Origin of the sequence: Massilia phyllosphaerae, assembly GCF_034659755.1 — a bacterium.
Lineage (GTDB): Bacteria > Pseudomonadota > Gammaproteobacteria > Burkholderiales > Burkholderiaceae_D > Telluria > Telluria phyllosphaerae.
This window is the reverse complement of record NZ_JAXSQX010000009.1, coordinates 43,708-61,798: the sequence shown is the minus strand read 5'-3', so window position 1 is coordinate 61,798 and position 18,091 is coordinate 43,708. Positions and strand designations below refer to the sequence as shown.

Genomic DNA, 18,091 nt, shown 5'->3' with positions numbered 1-18,091 from the left:
CGATGGACGGCCCAGGGTTTCAAAGCTTCACAGATTGGAGAGATTTTGACCAAGCAATTCGCAGTCAAGTACAGCGTCATCGCTGTTGCCCTTACCCTTGCTTCACCCGCCACCGTCCTCGCGCAGGCCCAGGAGCCGATGCAGAAGGTCTACGTGACCGGTTCCAACATCAAGCGCGCCGACAAGGAAGATTCGTCGCCGATCAGCGTGCTGAATGCGAAGGAAATCGCTGCCACCGGCGCCAACACCGTCGCCGAGCTGCTGCGCAATATCCCGGCCATGGGCTCGGGCACCGCCAACGACATCCGCGACGACGGCGGCTTTTCTAAAGGCGCATCGACCGCGTCGCTGCGTGGCCTCGGCACCTCGTCGACCCTGGTCCTGCTGAACGGCCGCCGCATCGCCGCTGCCGCCTACGCCGACCCCAACAACGGCAAGTCGACCATCTATGACCTGAACAGCATCCCGGTATCGGCCATCGCCCGCGTCGAAGTGTTCAAGGATGGTGCCTCGGCCGTTTACGGCTCGGACGCGATCGCCGGCGTGATCAACTTCATCACCAAGGACGACTACCAGGGCGCCGAAGTCTCGGCCTCGACCTCGGCCAACGACAACGGCGAATTCAACCGCAACAACGTCAACGGCGTGATCGGCTTCGGCGACCTCGAGAAGAACCGCTTCAACGCCCTGATCAGCTTCGACGTGTCGCAGCGCGGCCGCACCGGCATCAAGGACGTGCGCGACATCGAGCAGGACGAGTACGCCCGCATCAATTACCGCCTGAACGAGTACAGCAGCTATGTCTCGGGCAACCCGTTCATCTTCCGCCAGTCGAAGCCGGGCGCGGCCTTCTCGACGAGCGCCGCCGCTGGCCCGTTCATCAGCAACAGCACCGCCGGCTGTGCCGGCAACCTGGTCACCGGCAGCAAGGCGAACGGTATCGCCGTCAACCCGGGCACCACCTCGATGCTGACCGGCCGCACCTTCTGCAACTTCGACCTCAACGAGTACAACGAAGCGCAGTCGAAGGGCACCGACGTCAACCTGCTGTCGAAGATCACTGTCAAGCTGAGCGATAACGTCAACTCGTTCACCGAGATCGGCTTCTCGCGCGTGGAACGCGAATACAGCGGCGCGCCGAAGTCGATCAACTCGACCAGCGCGACCACCGTGTTCCGCGTCAACGGCCTGCCGACCAGCTACCAGCTCCTGCTGCCGTCGGGCCACCCGGACAATCCGTACACCGGCTACAGCGCCGCTGCCGCCTTCCGCTTCGTAGGCACCGACGCCAGCTCCGAGGCCGTCAACAAGACTTACCGTTTCCTGACCGGCCTGAAGGGCACCACCGGTAGCTGGGATTGGGAAACCGGCCTGCTGTACAACCGCGCCGAGCGCAACGACCTGGGCCACGGCTACCTGTACTTCCCGGTGATCAACCGCATCGTGACCGAGCGCCGCACCATCGCCGCCACCATCGCCGACCCGAACGCCGTGCGCGACGTCGAGAATACCGGCTACTCGCAAGTCACCCAGCTCGACGCCAAGGCCTCGACCTCGTTCGGCAAACTGGCCGGCGGCGAGATCGGCCTGGCCTTCGGCGCCGAGATCCGCCAGGAAAAACTGGGCCTGACCTCGGACCCGGAACTGGCCAAGGGCAACATCATCGGCCTGTCGAACTCGGTGCTGGAAGGCCAGCGCAACGTCAAGTCGGCCTTCGTCGAAATGCGCACCCCGTGGACTAAGACCTTCGAGATGGACTTCGCCGGCCGCTACGACAAGTACCCGAACGCCAAGAGCTTCGTGCCGAAAGTCGGCGCCAAGTGGGCCGCCACCGACAAGGTCACCTTCCGCGGCAGCTTCGCCAAGGGCTTCCGCGCACCGGCGCTGTCGCAGGTGTCGCCGGGCGGCGTGCAGTCGTTCAACAACAACTTCACCGACGTGCTGCGCTGCCCGGACGGCATCGTCCCGGTGGCGGGCGCCGACCTGCTGGATTGCAAGCGAAGCGTGTCGTCGATCTCGACCCCGAACCCGGCGCTGAAGAACGAGACCTCGCGCAGCTACTCGTTCGGCGCGATCATCAACCCGACCCGCAACCTCGACCTGCTGGTCGACTGGTACCGCATCGTCAAGAAGAACGAGACCGTCCTGCTGTCAGCCGGCACCGTGGTCCAGCACCCGGAGCAGTACCCGGGCCTGGCCGTGCGTGACAACAACAACCTGGTCGATGCGAACGGTAACGTGATCCCGAACTCGGGCCAGTTGCTGGCGATCAATCGCACCTTCATCAACCAGGGCAGCACCGACACCTCGGGCATCGACTTCGAAGCCGCATACCGCATGAACCTGGGCGAGTCGGGCCGCATCACGACGCGCGCCAACTACACCTACATGCTGCGCTTCAAGCGCGTCGAGCGTCCGGGCGAAATCTCGCACGACCTGACCGGCACCAACGGCGGCCTGTACGACTGGGCCACCTCGGTCGGCGACATGCCGCGTCACCGCTTCAACCTGGCCTCGACCTGGAGCCGCGGCGACCACAACGTGACCCTGACGGCCGACTACGTGTCGTCGGTCTCGCTGCAGCGCCGCTACGACAGCGCCGTCACCTACCCGGCGCCGTTCTGCCACTACGGCACCAACACCGGCACCTTGCCGGCCAACGTGTCGCTGGGCGGCCTGCCGAACTACCTGGAAACCAACGGCGACTGCAACGTCGACGAATGGCTGACCTTCGGCGCCAGCTATTCGTATACCGGTTTCAAGAACTGGACGCTGGCGGCCAACGTGCGCAACCTGTTCGACACCAAGGCACCGTACGATCCGCGTGAATCGGTTACCGGCTTTAACACCCAACTGCACAACGGCATGGGCCGCTACTTCCGCCTGAGCGCCTCCTACAAGTTCAAGTAATCACCGACTGAACCCAGATGGTCGAGCCGCCCCGCGTCAGCCGGGCGGCTTTTTTCATGAGCACGGTGTATGCTGGGAACATGACTTATTGTCCGACAACAGGAACACCATGAAACGCAGCTTGTCCCTCCTCGCCCTGCTGGCTTGCGCCGGCGCCGCCCTTCCTTCCGCGGCCGGCGCGGCCCAGACCCTGAACATGAAACCCGGCCTGTGGGAATTGAACAACCGGGTCAGCTCGTCCGACCCGCAGATCCAGTCGGCCATGAGCGAGATGCAGAAGCAGCTGGCCAACATGTCGCCCGAGCAGCGCCAGTCGCTCCAGCAAATGATGAACCGCAACGGCGTCCAGCTGCAGCTTGGTGAAGGCGGCAACATCCACTCGTCGGTGTGCATGACGCGCGAGATGATCGACCGCAAGACTTTCCCGGTCCAGGGCGGCGAATGCAGCCAGAACGTGACGCCCTTGTCGGGCAACCGTTTCAAGGTCGCGTTCAACTGCACCAAGCCGCGTGCGCGCGGTGAAGGCGAGATCAGCATGGAGAGCGATACCAGCTACCGCGGGCGCGTGCAGATCACCAGCGAGGAGCGCAGCGGGACGGTGGACATGGATGTGACCGGGCGCTGGGTGGGGGCAGATTGCGGTGGGGTGAAGCCGATGGGCACGCCGAAAGGAAGGTAAGCGGGCGGCGAGTGCTCTTCACTGCGCCGCAATACGCACGTCGCCCCTGCGCAGGCAGGGGCTCAAGTTGCTGGCGTTATCGAAACGCGTACAAACTTGGGCCCCTGCCTGCGCAGGGACGACGACGTTTTATGCGGCGGTCGTTCTACTTCAAGTGGTTTCTGTAAAAGCCAGATACAGCTCCCGCGCCCGCTGCGCCACCGGCCCCGCCGCCATCTCGTGCGCTTCGAAACGCGTGCACGGCGTCACCTTCCCGTAGTTACCGGTGCTGAAGATCTCGCGCGCCGTCGCCAGCTCTTCCACTTGCACCGACCGTTCCTGCACCTGCACGCCCTCTGCCGCCAGCAGCGCGATCACGCGCGCGCGTGTGATGCCGGCCAGGAAAGTGCCGTTCAGGGCCGGGGTCACCACGACGCCGTCGGCCGTCACCAGGAACAGATTCGAGGAAGCGAACTCGGTCACCTTGCCGGCCGCATCCAGCAGGATCGCATTGTCGAAGCCGCGCGCCTTGGCTTCGCGCAGCGCGCGCGAGGTGTTGGCGTACAGGGCCGAGGCCTTGGCGTCGGTCGGGGCCATCGAATTGTCCGGGCGGCGCAGCGTCGACAGGCAGCTCGAGAAGCCGGTGAAAGGCGGCAGCGGCGCGTCGAACAGGGTCAGCACGAAGGAGGCCTTATCGGGCACCGGGATCAGGAAGCCTTCCGAGGCGAACACCAGCGGACGGATATACAGTTCGGCATCCGGCGGGAACTTCGCCACGCCCTCGCGCACCAGCGCTTCCATCTGGTCCACCGACAGCGGGCAGCGCATACCCAGCTTGTCGGCCGAGTCGATCACGCGCTGCAGGTGCGGACGCAAGTCCGGCAGGCGGCCGTGCAGCGCCCGCGCGCCGTCGAATACCGACGAGCCGAGCCAGACGCTGTGGTCCATCGCGCCCACCAGCGGCGTATTTCCTTCGGTCCATTCTCCATTGTAGTAAGTGAGATACATGTGCTTCCCGGGTGGTGACTGAATGCATGAGTATACGCCAGCCGCCGAGCGCTGGGTTCGGTGCCGCACAGCGCCTGCGCCTGACCACGGTTACACTGGCATCTTCAAGTTGTATATCGGAAGTCATGCTAGCCATTCTCGAACGCCTCGATCCGCACAGCGACCAGATCGACCTCCTGGTCGACCTGGTCGACAAGCTGCGGCCGCACAACCCGCGCAACTACGACTATGCGCGCGCCCAGGTACGCACCCTCACCCAGCTGCTCAAGGGCAATGCGGAACAGGCATGGGCGCTGCGGCGCTACATCACCACGCTGCTCGAAACGCGCCGCCATACCAGCCTGTATTCGGACGTCGGGATCCTGTCGAACGACGGCTTCTTCACCGAACTGAAAAAACGCATCGCCTACCGCATCCTGCCGCCGGCGCTGGACGAAAAATATCTCTCCGACACCCTCGACCGCGTGCTGTGCCGCGAAGACGACTACAAGTGGATCCGTGCGGTGCCGACCGCCGACTGGCTCGAATTGTTCGACGTCATCTCCGAGGCGCCGCCGCCCAGCGACGCCGCGCCGGACCGCGCACGCCAGGTCACGCTGCGCGGCCTGCTGGACGCGGTGCGTACCCTGTCCTGCCGCATCTGCGCGCTGGGCCTGGAGCCGCGCCTGATCCATGCCCACATGGAAATCGAGGAAGTCGACTCGCCCTTCCTGATGCAGAACATCGAGACCAACCATTACCTCGACGGCTACGCGCGCCTGATGGCCGGCGACGCCACCGTGATGGAAGACGCGCGCCACCTGCTGGTGATGCTCGACCAGTGCGAGGACGTGGTGCTCAAGATCCGCCGCAGCGCGATGGCGTCCGGCACCACCGTGGCCCTGACCTACCTGCTGGTCGCGCTCACGCAAAGCATCGACCGCATGCGCAAGCTGCTGTACCTGGTCGACACCAGCGGCGCGCTGCCGCCGCCGCCGACGGTCGACGTCGAAGCACTGGCGCGCGAAGCCGCGGCGGCGCTTTCGGCCTCGGGCGGACCGGTGGCGCCGGTGTCGCAGCGCCGCGCGGCCGCGGTCGCCATGGCCGAGGAACTGGCCGAAGCCCACAACACCAAGTACCGGGTGCGCGGCCTGCTGCGCGACAACGTCGACCTGCTGGCGCGCAACGTCACCGAGAATGCCAGCCGCACCGGCGAGCATTATGTCGCCGAACGCCGCACCGAGCTACGCGGCATGTTCCGGCAAGCGGCCGGCGCCGGCCTGATCGTCGGCTGCATGGCGATCATCAAGATCCTGATCTCCTACCAGCACCGGGCGCCGCTGATCGAAGCCCTGCTGTACAGCGTCAACTACGCCTTCGGCTTCATGCTGGTGCACGTGCTGCACTTCACCATCGCCACCAAGCAGCCGGCCATGACCGCGGCGCGCATCGCCGCCGCCCTGCACGAGACCGCGCAGCACGGCAGCGCGCGGCGCCAGGTCGACGTCGAATCGATGGCGTCGCTGGTGACCAAGGTGTTCCGCACCCAGATCGTGGCGGTGCTGGGCAACCTGGTGACCACGATCCCGACCGCCTTCGCCCTGGCCTACGGCTGGTGGTACGTGTTCGGCCAGCACCTGGTGTCGCCGGAAAAGGCGCACCACCTGATCGACGACAGCCATCCGTGGCAATCGCTGGCGCTGCTGCATGCGGCGATCGCCGGGGTCTGGCTGTTCGTGTCCGGTCTGGTGTCCGGCTACTACGACAACAAGGCGCTGTACACGCGCATGAGCCAGCGTGTGCAGCAGCTGCGCTGGCTGCGGCGCCTGCTCGGCCAGGACCGCTCGCTGCGCTTCTCGCGCTACCTCGAGAACAATCTGGGCGGCCTGATGGGTAACCTGGTGTTCGGCGTGCTGATGGGCGTGACGGCCACGGTCGGCTTCCTGCTCGGCCTGCCGCTCGACATCCGCCACGTGACCTTCTCGTCGGCCAATTTCGCGATCGGCTTCGTCGGTCTCGACCAGCAGGTCGACCTCCATAAGGTAGCCATCACCGTGCTCGGCATCGCCCTGATCGGCCTGGTCAACCTGACGGTCAGCTTCGGGCTGGCCCTGTGGGTCGCGCTGCGCGCCCGCAAGGTCCGCTTCCACCACGGCATCCGCCTGCTGCGCGCGCTGGGAAGGCGCGTGCGTACGGCGCCGCTCGATTTCTTCATCGGTCCGCGCGATGCCGACAGCATCGCCGAACCGGCACACCACCGAGGATTCAAATGAAACTCACCGACTTGCTGCGCCCGCGTCAACGCTCCGCTTTCGCGCTGCCGCCCTGGCTGGCAGTGCTCGCCCTGATGTGCGCGCTGGCGTCCTGCAAGTCGCTGCCGGACGTCGAGCCGATCACGCCGGCCAAGCCGGCGCCGACCATCGAGACCGCACGCGGTACGCTGCCGCTGAAGCAGGCGTCCCTGCTGACGTCGAAGCGCTGGGCCAACGCCGGCACCGACCTCCAGGCGCTGGCCGCGGCCGAGGAACAGGCCACCGGCGTGCCGCTGATCGCCGGCAACCGGGTCAGCCTGCTGTTCGACGGCCCGGCCACGATGCGCGAAATGATGGACGCGGCGCGCAACGCCACCAGCAACATCAACCTCGAATCGTATATCTTCGACGAGGACGAGATCGGCACGCAGTTCGCCGACGTCTTGATCCAGAAGCAGCACGACGGCGTGCAAGTGAACGTGATGGTCGACGCGGTCGGCGTGCTGGCAGTCAAGCCGGCCTTCTTCGACCGCATGCGCGCGGCCGGCATCCGCGTGGTGATCTTCAATCCGGTCAACCCGGCCAAGGCCAAGGGCAAGTGGGAAGTCAACAACCGCGACCACCGCAAGCTGATGATCGTCGATGGCCGCACCGCCTTCACCGGCGGCATCAACATCAGCAGCACCTATGCCAACAGCTCGCTGTTCCGGTCCAAATACAAGAAAGCCAAGGTCGACGGCGACAAGGTCGGCTGGCGCGATACCCACGTCAAGATCGAGGGGCCGGCGGTGGCGGCGCTGCAGTATTCCTTCGTCAACCTGTGGCTCGAGCAGGCCGGCAGCGAGCTGACCAAGGCCGACTACTTCCCGCCCCTGGCGCCGGTCGGTGACAAGATCCTGCGCGTGCTGGCCACCAACCCGGACGGCGATTTCGAGATCTACAAATCGCTGATGGTGGCGATCGCCGAATCGAAGAAGTCGGTCCACATCACCTCGGCCTATTTCGTGCCCGACCAGCAGATCGTCGATGCGCTGGTGGCTGCCGCCAAACGCGGGGTCGACGTCAAGCTGGTGCTGCCGGGCGTGTCCGACCACGGCATGATCCGCTACGCCGGCCAGGCCTTCTACGACCAGCTGCTTGCCGGCGGCGTCAAGATCTTCGAGCTGCAAATCGCGGTGCTGCATGCGAAGACGGCGGTGATCGACGGCGCGTGGTCGACCATCGGCTCGTCGAACATCGACCGCCGCAGCTTCATCCACAACTACGAGCTGAACGTGGTCGTGGTCGACCCGGCCTTCGGCGGCGCCATGGAGAGCGCGTTCAACGAAGACCTGCGCGACAGCAAGGAAGTGACGCTGGAGGGCTGGCGGCACCGGCCGTGGGGCGACCGGATCCGCGAGTGGGCGGCCAGCCTGGCCGGTTATTGGATTTAAATACGTGGATCTGACTTAAATGCCGGCGGCCATCATGCCGTCGACGGCTTCGGTCCACACGTTCCCGCTGCGCAGGAATTTTTCGGTGTGCAGCAGCTGGAACTGGGAATGCACCGTGTCCCAGCCCATGCGGTCGACCTCGATCCGGTCGGCATCGATCCGGATCACGTTGAAGGAATTGACCTCGCCGCGTCCGCGCGTGGACGTCGCGGTGCCGGCTTGCACCACCAGTGCCGCGTACTCGCTGATCTTGTAGCGGGCCGAGGTGTTGGCGGCGTGGCTGGTGTGCAGGTGCCCGGCCATCAGCAGGTCGACCCCGACCTGCGAGAACGCCTCCATCGCCATGTTGGCGCGGTCGACCAGGTCGCTTTCCTCCGCGCCCGGCGGCAGGTCGAAGGGATGGTGGGTCACCACCACGCGCGTGATCTTGGGGTCGAGGTCGGCCAGGGTGGCGCGGATCTTCTCGACTTGTTCCTTGTTCAGGCGCCCGTCCTTGACGGTCAGCGAGCGCGCCGTGTTCACCCCCAGCACCGCGATTTCGTCGTCGATGTAGACCGGATCCAGGTCATCGGTGATGTAGCGCTTGTAGCGGTCGAGCGGCTGCACGAAACGGCGGAAGACGTTGTACAGCGAGATGTCGTGGTTGCCCGGCACCACGATCTGCGGCCCCGGCAGGGTGTCCAGGTAAGCGCGCGCCGCTTCGAATTCCTCGCTCTTGGCGCGCTGGGTCAGGTCGCCCGAGATCACCACGACGTCGGGCGCGACTTGGCGGACCAGGTTGCGCAGCGGGTCGAGCAGGGCCGGATCGACGCGGCCGAAATGGAGGTCGGACAGGTGGACGAGTGTTCGCATTGGGTTTCCTTGTCTGTTTTATTTATGGTTTCTTGGTCGGCGGCACCAGCACCCTGAGTGCCCCCGGCAGGCTGCGGTAGTGCAGCGGCGCGGTCATCACCGTGACCTCGCCGTCGGTCGCCACGTGCAGGCGCTTGCGGTGGGTGTCGAGCTCGAACGCCGCTGCGTGCAGCACGTCGAAATCGCGCTCTTCGCCCAGCCGGCCGCGCAGCGCGTCGAACGCGAAACGCAGCAGGCCGAAACGCGTGGGGTGCTGGGCCACGTACAGGCTAAGGGTCCCGGCGTCGAGGCGCTCGCGCGCGCCGATCGACAGGCCCTGCATCGTGTAGGCATTATTACCGATGAAGACGAAAGGGGTGCGTCTTGCTAGACGTTCACCCCCGCCGTCCTCGCCCTTCACCGCGAGCCGGAGCGACAGGAAGGGATAGCGGCGCAGCGCGGCCAGGCTGGCCCATAGCGCGGCCGGCCATTTGCCGCGCCCCAGGCGGCTCTGCTGCTTCTCGCGGTCGCGCACGATGTCCGGGTACAGGCCGAGGCCCGAATTGTTGAGGAAGATGCGGCCGTTCACTTCGCCGACGTCGACGCTGACCGGCACCCCGGTGACCAGGTTGCCGATGGCGGCGTCGAGGTCGAGCGGGATGCCGAGGTCCTTGGCGAAGTGGTTCAGCGTGCCCATCGGCAGCACGCCGAAGCGGATATTGGCGGCCGCGCCGGTCCCCACGATCTGCGAGGCCACCGCGTTCATGCTGCCGTCGCCGCCGCCGGCCACCACCAGTTCCGCCCCGCCCTCGCGCGCCCGGCGGGCAGCCGCGATCAGTTCTCCGCCGCCGGCGGCCAGGGTCAGCTCGGCATCCAGGCCGGCATCGCGCAGCTTGCGCCGCAGTTCGCCGGCACGGTCGTCGTCATGGCCGGTACCGGCGCCGGCGTTCACGATCACTTGTACGGGCTTCATATCGGGTCCCTTCTTTCGCTCCAGGAAGGGCGTCCGCGCACCTTGCGGCGCCGGTGCAGCGTCGACACGGCGGTAACGCATACCGCCAGCCAGAGCGCGCCTTCCATGCTGGCGGCCATCACGTCGGACAGGTAGTGCACACCCAGGTACATGCGCGACAGCGCCACCAGCATCACCATCGCGCAGGCGGCGCCGACGATCAGCACGCGCCGCGGCCACTGCGGGTTGCGGCGCACCAGGTAGCAGGCCAGTACGCCGTAGAACAGGGTGGCGGCCACCGTATGCCCGCTGGGGAAGCTGTAGGTGCTCAGGGTCAGCAGCGGATTGTCGAGGCTGGGGCGCTGGCGCCGGAAAATGTGCTTCAGCACCACGTTCAGCAGCATGCCGCCGGGCACGGTGGCCAGCACCACGATCAGCCAGTAATACGCCTTGCGCCAGGCGAACCAGCACGCCAGCAGCGCCGTCATGACGCCCGTGCCGACGATGCCGTTCCAGTGCGTGACGAACAGCATGGCGCGCGTGAAGCCTTCGGTGGCATGCGCACGGAACCAGTGCGCCAGCTGGACGTCGATGACGGTGATGGTGTCGCCCTCGACCACGTCTTCGGCGATCTCGCCGAAGGCAATGCCCGCCAGCACGATGAGCACCAGGCCGACCGTCAGGTGCAGACCGAACTGGCCTTCCGGCGATAGGCGCGCGGCCAAAAAGCGTTTGATTAAATTGTTTGATGGCAAGCTAAATCTTTCCTTTGCGAAAAAACAACGTGCTTTATGCACACTGGTTTTTTATACAGTAACTGTGGATTTATACAGTGTTTGTGTTATTCTTTACTCACTTGACCAACACTACTCGAAAAAGGGATCGTCATGACCACGCTGAATAGCTCCTTCGGACTGCACACCACCCCAACACCTTTCCTGGCCCGCTTCGGCCGCCGCGAAATCCGGGTGACGCGCGACTTCCGCAAGCGTTTCTACCCGGTCAACCCGCTTATCGAGTGCGACACCGGCATCGAGCCGGGCCACGTCGAAGTGCTGCTGTTCGCGCGCTGGCTCGTCGTGCTGTCCAAGGCCCACTGAAATCCGCATAAGGATCATCGTTTTAATTCGTTTTCTTTCGCTCATCAGCGACCTACCCTAGCGGTTCCTGATCCGTCCGAAAGAAAACGATGTTCCATAAAAAAATCGCAGCCGTCCTCGCAACCGGTCTTTTCTTGGCGCAATCGGCCGCCTACGCCGCCGACTACACCCTGCTCAACGTCTCCTACGACCCGACGCGCGAGCTGTACCAGGACTTCAACCAGGCCTTCGCCAAGCAGTACAAGGCGAAGACCGGCGACAACGTCACCATCAAGCAATCGCACGGCGGCTCCGGCAAGCAGGCGCGCTCGGTGATCGACGGCCTGTCGGCCGATGTTGTCACCTTGGCACTGGCCTACGACATCGATGCTATCAGCGAACGCGGCCTTATCGCGCACAACTGGCAAAGCCGCCTGGCGCAGAACAGCACGCCCTATGCCTCGACCATCGTGTTCCTGGTCCGCAAAGGCAATCCGAAAGGCATCAAGGACTGGGCCGACCTGATCAAGCCGGGCGTCTCCGTCATCACCCCGAATCCCAAGACGTCCGGCGGCGCCCGCTGGAACCACCTGGCCGCCTACGGCTATGCGCTGCGCCAGCCCGGCGGCAACGACGCCAAGGCCAAGGATTACCTGGCCAAGCTGTACAAGAACGTGCCGGTGCTGGATTCCGGCGCCCGCGGCGCCACCACCACCTTCGTCGAGCGCGGCATCGGCGACGTGCTGATCGCCTGGGAAAACGAAGCCCTGCTGGCCGTCAAGGAACTCGGCCCGGACAAGTTCGAAGTCGTGGCGCCTTCGGTCAGCATCCTGGCCGAACCGCCGGTGGCGGTGGTCGACAAGGTCGTCGACAAGCGCGGCACGCGCAAGGTCGCCGAAGCCTACCTGCAATACCTGTACAGCGCCGAAGGCCAGCAGATCGCCGCCAAGCATTACTATCGTCCGGTAGTGCAGCCCTATGCCAAGCAGTACGCGGCCCAGTTCCCGGCCGTGAAACTGTTCACGATCAAGGATGTCGGTGGCGACTGGACCAAGGTGCAGAAGACCCATTTCGCGGATGGCGGCGTGTTCGACCAGATCTACCAGCCGGGCAGCAAATAAGTTCTTGCCAATAATTTAGATACACCCTTGTGGGGCGCCAGCTTGAAAAAGCTCGCGCCCCACACTATTTGCATAGTGCCTGACCAGAGATTGTTCAAAACAGGCCGGGGCTATGCGTGGCGCCGAAGACAGTGCCTTTGCACGGCGAGGCGCTACAACGACGCCCTGGCCTGTTTTGAACAATCTCTTGAAAAAATGACTTGAAATCTCGGGGATGAGCACGATTGTCGTATTCATAACCTCGCGTTGTCGCGTGCTTTTATGCGGTGCGACAACTCTTCTCCAACATCTCTGAAGGAGCAAGTCATGGCAGTGCAACTACGCAAGATCGACGAACAAGTGATGGTGATTACCGGTGCCACCAGCGGCATCGGCCTCACCACCGCCCGCATGGCCGCCGACCAGGGCGCAAAACTGGTGCTGGCGGCGCGCAACGGCGATGCCCTCGACACCCTGGCCAGCGAGCTGCGCCGCAAAGGGTCGCAAGTCTGCACCGTGACCGCCGACGTCGGCGTGCCGGCCGACGTCGAACGCATCGGCGAGGCCGCGATGGAGCGCTTCGGCCGCATCGACACCTGGGTCAACAATGCCGGCATCTCGATCTTCGGCCGCAACGAAGACGTGCCGGTGGAAGACATGCAGCGCCTGTTCCAGACCAACTACTGGGGCGTCGTGCACGGCTCGCTGGAAGCGGTCAAGCACATGAAGACACGCGGCGGCGGCGCCATCATCAACCTCGGCAGCGAACTGTCCGAGCGTTCGGTCCCGCTGCAGGGCATGTATGCCGCCTCCAAGCATGCCGTGAAAGCCTTTACCGATGCGCTGCGCATGGAACTCGAAAAGGAAAAGGCACCGCTGTCGCTGACCCTGATCAAGCCGGCCGCCATCGACACCATGTTCGCCGTCCATGCGCGCAATTACATGGACAAGGAACCGGCGCTGCCGGCGCCGATCTACGCGCCGGAAGTCGTCGCCAACGCCATCCTGTACGCCGCCCAGCAGCCGAAGCGCGATGTCTTCGTCGGCGGCGCCGCCAAGGCCATCTCGTCGAGCAGCTTCGCGACGCCGCGCGTGATGGACAAGTTCATGAACGCCTCGATGTTCAAGCAGCAGCAATCCGATCTCCCGAGCTCGCCCAACCGGCGCGACGCCCTGTACGAACCCGATACGCGCAACGAGCTGCGCCAGCGCCAGGGCATGTCGAACCACGTCGCCGAGAGCAGCGCCTACACCGCTGTCACCCTCCGTTCGCACAAGATCGCGCCTGCCCTGCTGGGCCTGGGTGCGCTGTTCGCGGCCTGGACCCTGGCACGCCGCCCGGCGCTGCGCAAGGCATTCGGTTAAGAAAGGAACATACCATGGCAACCAAGCTCAAGAAACTGAATGAACAAGTGATCGTGATTACCGGCGCCACCAGCGGCATCGGCCTGGCAACGGCGCGCATGGCGGCCGAGGCCGGCGCGAAACTGGTACTGGTCGCGCGCGAGGGCGATGCCCTGGACACCCTGGCGCACGAGATGCGCCAGCGCGGCGCCGAGGTGGCGACAGTCGCGGCCGACGTCGGCGTGCAGGACGAGGTGGCAAAGATCGGCCGCGCCGCGGTCGAGCGTTTCGGCCGGGTCGACACGTGGATCAACAACGCCGGCGTCGGCACCTTCGGCACGCTGGAGCAAGTGTCGCTGGAAGACATGCAGCGCCTGATGCAGACCAATCTCTGGGGCGTGGTCAATGGCTCGCTGGAAGCGGTGAAGCTGCTCAAGACCCATGGCGGCGGCGCCCTGATCAACGTCGGCAGCGAAGTTTCGGACCGCTCGCTACCGCTGCAGGGCACGTATGCGGCCTCGAAACATGCGGTGAAGGCGTTCACCGAATCGCTGCGCATGGAACTGGAAAAGGACAAGGCGCCGATTTCCGTGACCTTGATCAAACCGGCCGCCATCGCCACGCCATTCCCGATGCACGCCAAGAACTACATGGAAAACGAGCCGACCCTGCCGTCACCACTGTACTCGCCGGAGCTGGCCGCGCGCACCATCCTGCACGCGGCCGAGGTGCCGGAGCGCGACCTGTTCGTCGGCGGCCAGGCCAAGCTGGCCTCGGTGCTGAGCCAGATCCTGCCGCGCACGATTGACCGCTTCATGCGCGCCGCGGTGTTCAAGCAGCAGCAAACCGACCGGCCGAGCGCGCCGGCACGGCGCGACGCCCTGCACGAACCGGATGCGCGCCGCGAACTGCGCCAGCGTGCCGACCTGGGCAAGAAGATCACCGAGTCCAGCCCGTATACGGCCTTCCAGATGAAGTCGACCGCGACCAAGACCTTGCTGGTGGGCGGTGCGCTGCTGGCGGCCTGGGCGCTGACGCGCAAGCCGGCGCGGCGCCTGTGGCAGGCTTGAGGCAAGTTCGGAAATGATATAAACGGTTTTTGTAGGGTGGGCACCCTGTGCCCACGCGAACGCTTGCATCATGCCGGCATCCGCGTGGGCACAGGGTCCCTACCCTACAATGCTGGTACTCCAGGTAAAAAAGGCTGGGCAGCTTGCGCTGACCAGCCTTTGTTTTAGTACGCCCCAGATTTATTTACCCGGCGCCGGCCCTTTCGGCGGTTCGCTGCCGAGGAAGTCGACGTCCTCGTCGGTCAGCGGCAGGTCGGGAATCGATTCGATGTGGTCGGTGCCGATATCGGCACCGTCGCGGGCCAAAATGTCGCGGCCGGCGGCGGCGCGTTCACCGGTACCGCCGAAGTCGCTATCGGACTCCATGTTGGGATCGCCAACGTCCGCGCCGGCGCTGTCGTGGGCATAGCTGGCCTCGTTGTCCGAGGTGGTGCCGGTGTCCAGGTCAAGCGTCTGGTCGTCGTCGAGTGCGGCGGCAAAGCCGGGGCCGCCGACGACGTCGCTGCCCGAGTCGGAAATATCGCTGGGGCCGAGCGAATCGACGCCGTGGCCTTTGCCGAGACTGCGGTCTGGTGCTTCCGGGAAGTTATCCGGATCAAGGGTGCTCGTGCCAGTCATAAAACCTCCAATTCAATCCTGTGAAAACATGGTAACAGCCTACCTGCTTTTGCAATTTTGCGGCGCAGCGCAGGCTGTCATGTGAACCGCCAAGACAAGCTCCAGGGCAAGGCGCATCGCCGCAGCGATGGACCGCGAAGACAGTACGCTGGTACGGCGAGACGAATGCAACGCCGCCATGGGGCTTGTCTTAACGGCGCTAGAATGCGTGGCGCATGCCGACGTTGACTGCCGAACTGCCGCTGGGCCGGGCCGCGCCGCCGATCAGGATGCCGGTGCTGTTGGTGTTCACGGTGTGCGAGACCGCCGCATAAAAGTCGGTCTTGCGCGAGACCACGTAACTGGCGCCGAGCGCGAACTGGTTAGCGTCGCGGTTGGCCAGGTCGCGGTCGTTCTTGTGGATGTAGGACGCCAGGAAGGTCGTCGAACGCGTCATCGGCACCGCGATACCGGCGATGGTATCGCGGCTGTTGGTCGACGAGGTGCTGGCGACGCCGGCGCCGTAGGGATTGTCCGGGTTGTACAGCGGCGAGCCGCCCCAGCCGCGGTTGGCGGCGTAGGCGGCATAGGCCGTGCCCCAGCGCGTGCGCAGGTTGGCCGCGAGGATCGAATTCTTCGCATCCATATTGCTGCCGGTCAGGTTGTACAACTGGACCTGGGCCACGTGGCGGTTCTGGTGCGCCGCCCGCAGCGACAGCGGACCGAAGTCGGCGCCGACCGTCATGCCCCAGGCACGGTCGGCCGTCGCATTGCTGCCGAGGGTGTCGACGGTCCAGGAACCACCGGTCGAGATGTGGTCGATCTGGGTGGTGTAATAGCGCACACTGCTCTCGACCGGGGTACCGCTCGGGTTCACCAGGTTGCTGGCCTTGCCGGCGGTGCCGGTATGGAAGGGATCGGCGACATCGGCCCGGGTCAGGTATTCCAGGTTGTACTGGCGGCCCAGCACCATGCCCTCGCCCATCGCCGCGCCGGACTGGCTGCCGCGACCATAGCTGCGGCGCACCGGCGTGGTCCAGTCGGCGCCAGCGTTCGCTCCACGGGCGCGCTCCGGTACACCGCTGTACACGGCAATATTGTGTCCGCCCGCTGACTCATGACGGACGGAACCGTCCGAGGCAGCGGCGTTCTGCGTGGTGTCTTGTGCGTATGAGCATGTCGTGCTGCCACCAAGCACGATGCACGCGATCCAGACCTTGTTCATGGCGTATTCCCTTTCTACGCCTTTACCTTATCCGCTTGTGGGCGGGCTTATCTGTCCAATATCGCACAAACCAAGAGCAAATTCCGCTCGACGTATTGTCAGCAGATTCTGACGCGATTTTCAAGGCTGGTGAAGGGGCACGTTCCAGTCTACAATCGCATGGTCGATAAAGTAATTAAACTACACAATAAAACGAGTGGAGAGACACATGAAACGTACCTTGACTACATTAGTACTGAGTTTGCTTGCAGGCATGACAGCTGTCCCAGTACTGGCAGCAGCTCCTGCCGCTACGCCCATGAACCATGTGGAATGGTCGCGCAACGCCAACATCTACGAAGTCAACATTCGCCAGTACACGCCGGAAGGCAGCTTCAACGCTTTCGCCAAGCACCTGCCCCGTCTCAAGAAGATGGGCGTCGACATCCTGTGGCTGATGCCGGTGCAGCCGATCGGCGAGAAGAACCGCAAGGGCAGCCTGGGCAGCTACTATGCAGTGCGCGACTACACCGCCGTCAATCCGGAATTCGGCACGCTGGATGACTTGCGCAGCCTGGTCAAGCAGGCGCATGGCCTTGGCATGCGCGTGATCATCGACTGGGTCGCCAACCACACCGCCTTCGACAATCCGTGGACCGTCCAGCACAAGGACTGGTACCTGAAGAACGAGAAGGGCGAGATCTTCCCGGTCACCTATACCGACGGCGCCGAGCCCGAGTACTGGACCGACGTGACCGGCCTCGACTGGACCAACAAGGCGCTGTGGAAAGGCATGAGCGATGCCATGCTGTTCTGGGTGCGCGAGGCCGATATCGACGGCTTCCGCTGCGACGTGGCCGGCAAGGTGCCGACGCCGTTCTGGAACGAGGTGCGCACCACGCTCGACCGCGTCAAGCCGGTGTTCATGCTGGCCGAGGCCGACAAGCCGGAACTGCACGAGCATGCCTTCGACATGACCTACGGCTGGGACACCAAGGATATCTTCAAGGAGATCGCCAAGGGCAAGGCCGATGCGCGCACGCTGCAGGCGTTCCTGGCGAAACCGCCGAAAGCCTTCCCGCCGGGCGCCTACCGCATGCGCTTCACCAGCAACCACGACGAGAATTCCTGGTCCGGCAGCGACGTCGAACTGTACGGCCCGGCCTTCAAGGCGATGGCGGTGCTGGCCGCCACGCTGCCCGGCATGCCGCTGATCTACGGCGGCCAGGAAGCCGGGCTCGACAAGCGTATCGCCTTCTTCGAGAAAGACCCGATCGCGTGGAAGACGTATGCCTATGCCCCCTTCTACACCGACCTGCTCGCGCTCAAGCACGGCAACCGGGCGCTGTGGAACGGCCAGTACGGCGCCGAGCCGCAGGTACTGGCGACCGGCAACGACAAGGTGTTCGCCTTCCGCCGCGCCCTGCCCGGGAATGCGGTGCAGGTGACGGTGAACGTGTCCGGCCAATCGCAGCGCTACACCCTGGCGGGCGGCGCCGCGCAAACGCTGGCGCCTTGGGATTACCGCATCGACGTCCAGCAATCCAAGGCGCAAGCGGCGCGCTGAGCGGCGCTACCGGCGCGCGCATGGATCGCGCGCACTCAGCGCGCGCACTCATCCCGCTCCTGGGGGCATTCATCCCAGCCTGCTGGAAAGCTTGACACCGCCCTCGC

The 18,091-nt window shown here is 64.7% G+C and carries 15 protein-coding genes; 9 read left to right on the top strand and 6 right to left on the bottom strand.

Annotation, left to right across the window (positions count from 1 at the left end; genetic code table 11):
* The first annotated feature begins 45 nt into the window (after positions 1-45).
* A complete protein-coding gene (locus U1H99_RS26950; protein ID WP_323144720.1) occupies positions 46-2,910 on the top strand; it encodes a TonB-dependent receptor in 2,865 nt (954 codons plus the stop codon).
* Positions 2,911-3,019: 109 nt separating this feature from the next.
* On the top strand, positions 3,020-3,589 hold the full coding sequence (locus U1H99_RS26945) for a DUF3617 family protein (RefSeq protein WP_323144719.1): 570 nt from the start codon (positions 3,020-3,022) through the stop codon (positions 3,587-3,589).
* Positions 3,590-3,739: 150 nt separating this feature from the next.
* Here U1H99_RS26945 and U1H99_RS26940 read toward each other — a convergent pair whose 3' ends face one another.
* Entirely contained in the window at positions 3,740-4,576 is an 837-nt protein-coding gene (locus U1H99_RS26940) for a branched-chain amino acid aminotransferase (protein ID WP_323144718.1), read from the bottom strand.
* A 125-nt stretch (positions 4,577-4,701) separates the two neighbouring features.
* Between U1H99_RS26940 and U1H99_RS26935 the strand changes: the two genes are divergently transcribed.
* Positions 4,702-6,828, top strand: a complete 2,127-nt coding sequence (locus U1H99_RS26935; protein ID WP_323144717.1) for a site-specific recombinase — start codon at positions 4,702-4,704, stop codon at positions 6,826-6,828.
* Positions 6,825-8,240, top strand: a complete 1,416-nt coding sequence (cls, locus tag U1H99_RS26930) for a cardiolipin synthase (protein ID WP_375341654.1) — start codon at positions 6,825-6,827, stop codon at positions 8,238-8,240. The genes U1H99_RS26935 and cls overlap by 4 nt, the downstream gene beginning before the upstream one ends.
* A gap of 15 nt (positions 8,241-8,255) precedes the next feature.
* On the opposite strand, the gene U1H99_RS26925 is transcribed toward cls, so the two are convergent.
* From U1H99_RS26925 to U1H99_RS26915, 3 genes are read right to left on the bottom strand one after another with little or no spacing between them, the layout of a single operon-like run.
* Entirely contained in the window at positions 8,256-9,092 is an 837-nt protein-coding gene (locus U1H99_RS26925) for a metallophosphoesterase family protein (protein ID WP_323144716.1), read from the bottom strand.
* Positions 9,093-9,114: 22 nt separating this feature from the next.
* Positions 9,115-10,044, bottom strand: a complete 930-nt coding sequence (locus tag U1H99_RS26920; protein ID WP_323144715.1) for a diacylglycerol/lipid kinase family protein — start codon at positions 10,042-10,044, stop codon at positions 9,115-9,117.
* On the bottom strand, positions 10,041-10,748 hold the full coding sequence (locus U1H99_RS26915; protein ID WP_323144714.1) for a phosphatase PAP2 family protein: 708 nt from the start codon (positions 10,746-10,748) through the stop codon (positions 10,041-10,043). The genes U1H99_RS26920 and U1H99_RS26915 overlap by 4 nt, the downstream gene beginning before the upstream one ends.
* Before the next feature lie 162 nt (positions 10,749-10,910).
* On the opposite strand from U1H99_RS26915, the gene U1H99_RS26910 reads away from it, so the two are divergent.
* The 4 genes from U1H99_RS26910 (at position 10,911) to U1H99_RS26895 (ending at position 14,616) form a co-directional block, all read left to right on the top strand.
* Entirely contained in the window at positions 10,911-11,123 is a 213-nt protein-coding gene (locus tag U1H99_RS26910; protein ID WP_323144713.1) for a hypothetical protein, read from the top strand.
* A gap of 89 nt (positions 11,124-11,212) precedes the next feature.
* On the top strand, positions 11,213-12,223 hold the full coding sequence (locus U1H99_RS26905) for a sulfate ABC transporter substrate-binding protein (RefSeq protein ID WP_323144712.1): 1,011 nt from the start codon (positions 11,213-11,215) through the stop codon (positions 12,221-12,223).
* Positions 12,224-12,529: 306 nt separating this feature from the next.
* Positions 12,530-13,567 (top strand): SDR family oxidoreductase, encoded by a 1,038-nt coding sequence (locus tag U1H99_RS26900; protein WP_323144711.1) that lies wholly within the window; start codon positions 12,530-12,532, stop codon positions 13,565-13,567.
* Positions 13,568-13,581: 14 nt separating this feature from the next.
* Positions 13,582-14,616 (top strand): SDR family oxidoreductase, encoded by a 1,035-nt coding sequence (locus U1H99_RS26895; RefSeq protein ID WP_323144710.1) that lies wholly within the window; start codon positions 13,582-13,584, stop codon positions 14,614-14,616.
* Between the two features lie 180 nt (positions 14,617-14,796).
* On the opposite strand, the gene U1H99_RS26890 is transcribed toward U1H99_RS26895, so the two are convergent.
* Both U1H99_RS26890 and U1H99_RS26885 read right to left on the bottom strand, forming a co-directional pair.
* On the bottom strand, positions 14,797-15,234 hold the full coding sequence (locus U1H99_RS26890; protein ID WP_323144709.1) for a hypothetical protein: 438 nt from the start codon (positions 15,232-15,234) through the stop codon (positions 14,797-14,799).
* Between the two features lie 199 nt (positions 15,235-15,433).
* Positions 15,434-16,303 carry a porin gene (locus U1H99_RS26885; RefSeq protein ID WP_323144708.1) on the bottom strand — a complete coding sequence of 290 codons (870 nt, stop codon included), beginning with the start codon at positions 16,301-16,303 and terminating at the stop codon, positions 15,434-15,436.
* A 433-nt stretch (positions 16,304-16,736) separates the two neighbouring features.
* Here U1H99_RS26885 and U1H99_RS26880 point away from each other — a divergent pair, with 433 nt between their 5' ends.
* The gene (locus U1H99_RS26880) at positions 16,737-17,984 is read left to right on the top strand and encodes an alpha-amylase family glycosyl hydrolase (protein ID WP_323144707.1); all 1,248 of its coding nucleotides are present in this window, start codon (positions 16,737-16,739) and stop codon (positions 17,982-17,984) included.
* The last annotated feature ends 107 nt before the right edge of the window (positions 17,985-18,091 follow it).

Coding starts and splice junctions, on each gene's coding strand:
- U1H99_RS26945 (WP_323144719.1), top strand. CDS start 3,020: ATGAAACGCAGCTTGTCCCTCCTCGCCCTGCTGGCTTGCGCCGGCGCC.
- U1H99_RS26940 (WP_323144718.1), bottom strand. CDS start 4,576: ATGTATCTCACTTACTACAATGGAGAATGGACCGAAGGAAATACGCCG.
- U1H99_RS26935 (WP_323144717.1), top strand. CDS start 4,702: ATGCTAGCCATTCTCGAACGCCTCGATCCGCACAGCGACCAGATCGAC.
- cls (WP_375341654.1), top strand. CDS start 6,825: ATGAAACTCACCGACTTGCTGCGCCCGCGTCAACGCTCCGCTTTCGCG.
- U1H99_RS26925 (WP_323144716.1), bottom strand. CDS start 9,092: ATGCGAACACTCGTCCACCTGTCCGACCTCCATTTCGGCCGCGTCGAT.
- U1H99_RS26920 (WP_323144715.1), bottom strand. CDS start 10,044: ATGAAGCCCGTACAAGTGATCGTGAACGCCGGCGCCGGTACCGGCCAT.
- U1H99_RS26910 (WP_323144713.1), top strand. CDS start 10,911: ATGACCACGCTGAATAGCTCCTTCGGACTGCACACCACCCCAACACCT.
- U1H99_RS26905 (WP_323144712.1), top strand. CDS start 11,213: ATGTTCCATAAAAAAATCGCAGCCGTCCTCGCAACCGGTCTTTTCTTG.
- U1H99_RS26900 (WP_323144711.1), top strand. CDS start 12,530: ATGGCAGTGCAACTACGCAAGATCGACGAACAAGTGATGGTGATTACC.
- U1H99_RS26895 (WP_323144710.1), top strand. CDS start 13,582: ATGGCAACCAAGCTCAAGAAACTGAATGAACAAGTGATCGTGATTACC.
- U1H99_RS26890 (WP_323144709.1), bottom strand. CDS start 15,234: ATGACTGGCACGAGCACCCTTGATCCGGATAACTTCCCGGAAGCACCA.
- U1H99_RS26880 (WP_323144707.1), top strand. CDS start 16,737: ATGAACCATGTGGAATGGTCGCGCAACGCCAACATCTACGAAGTCAAC.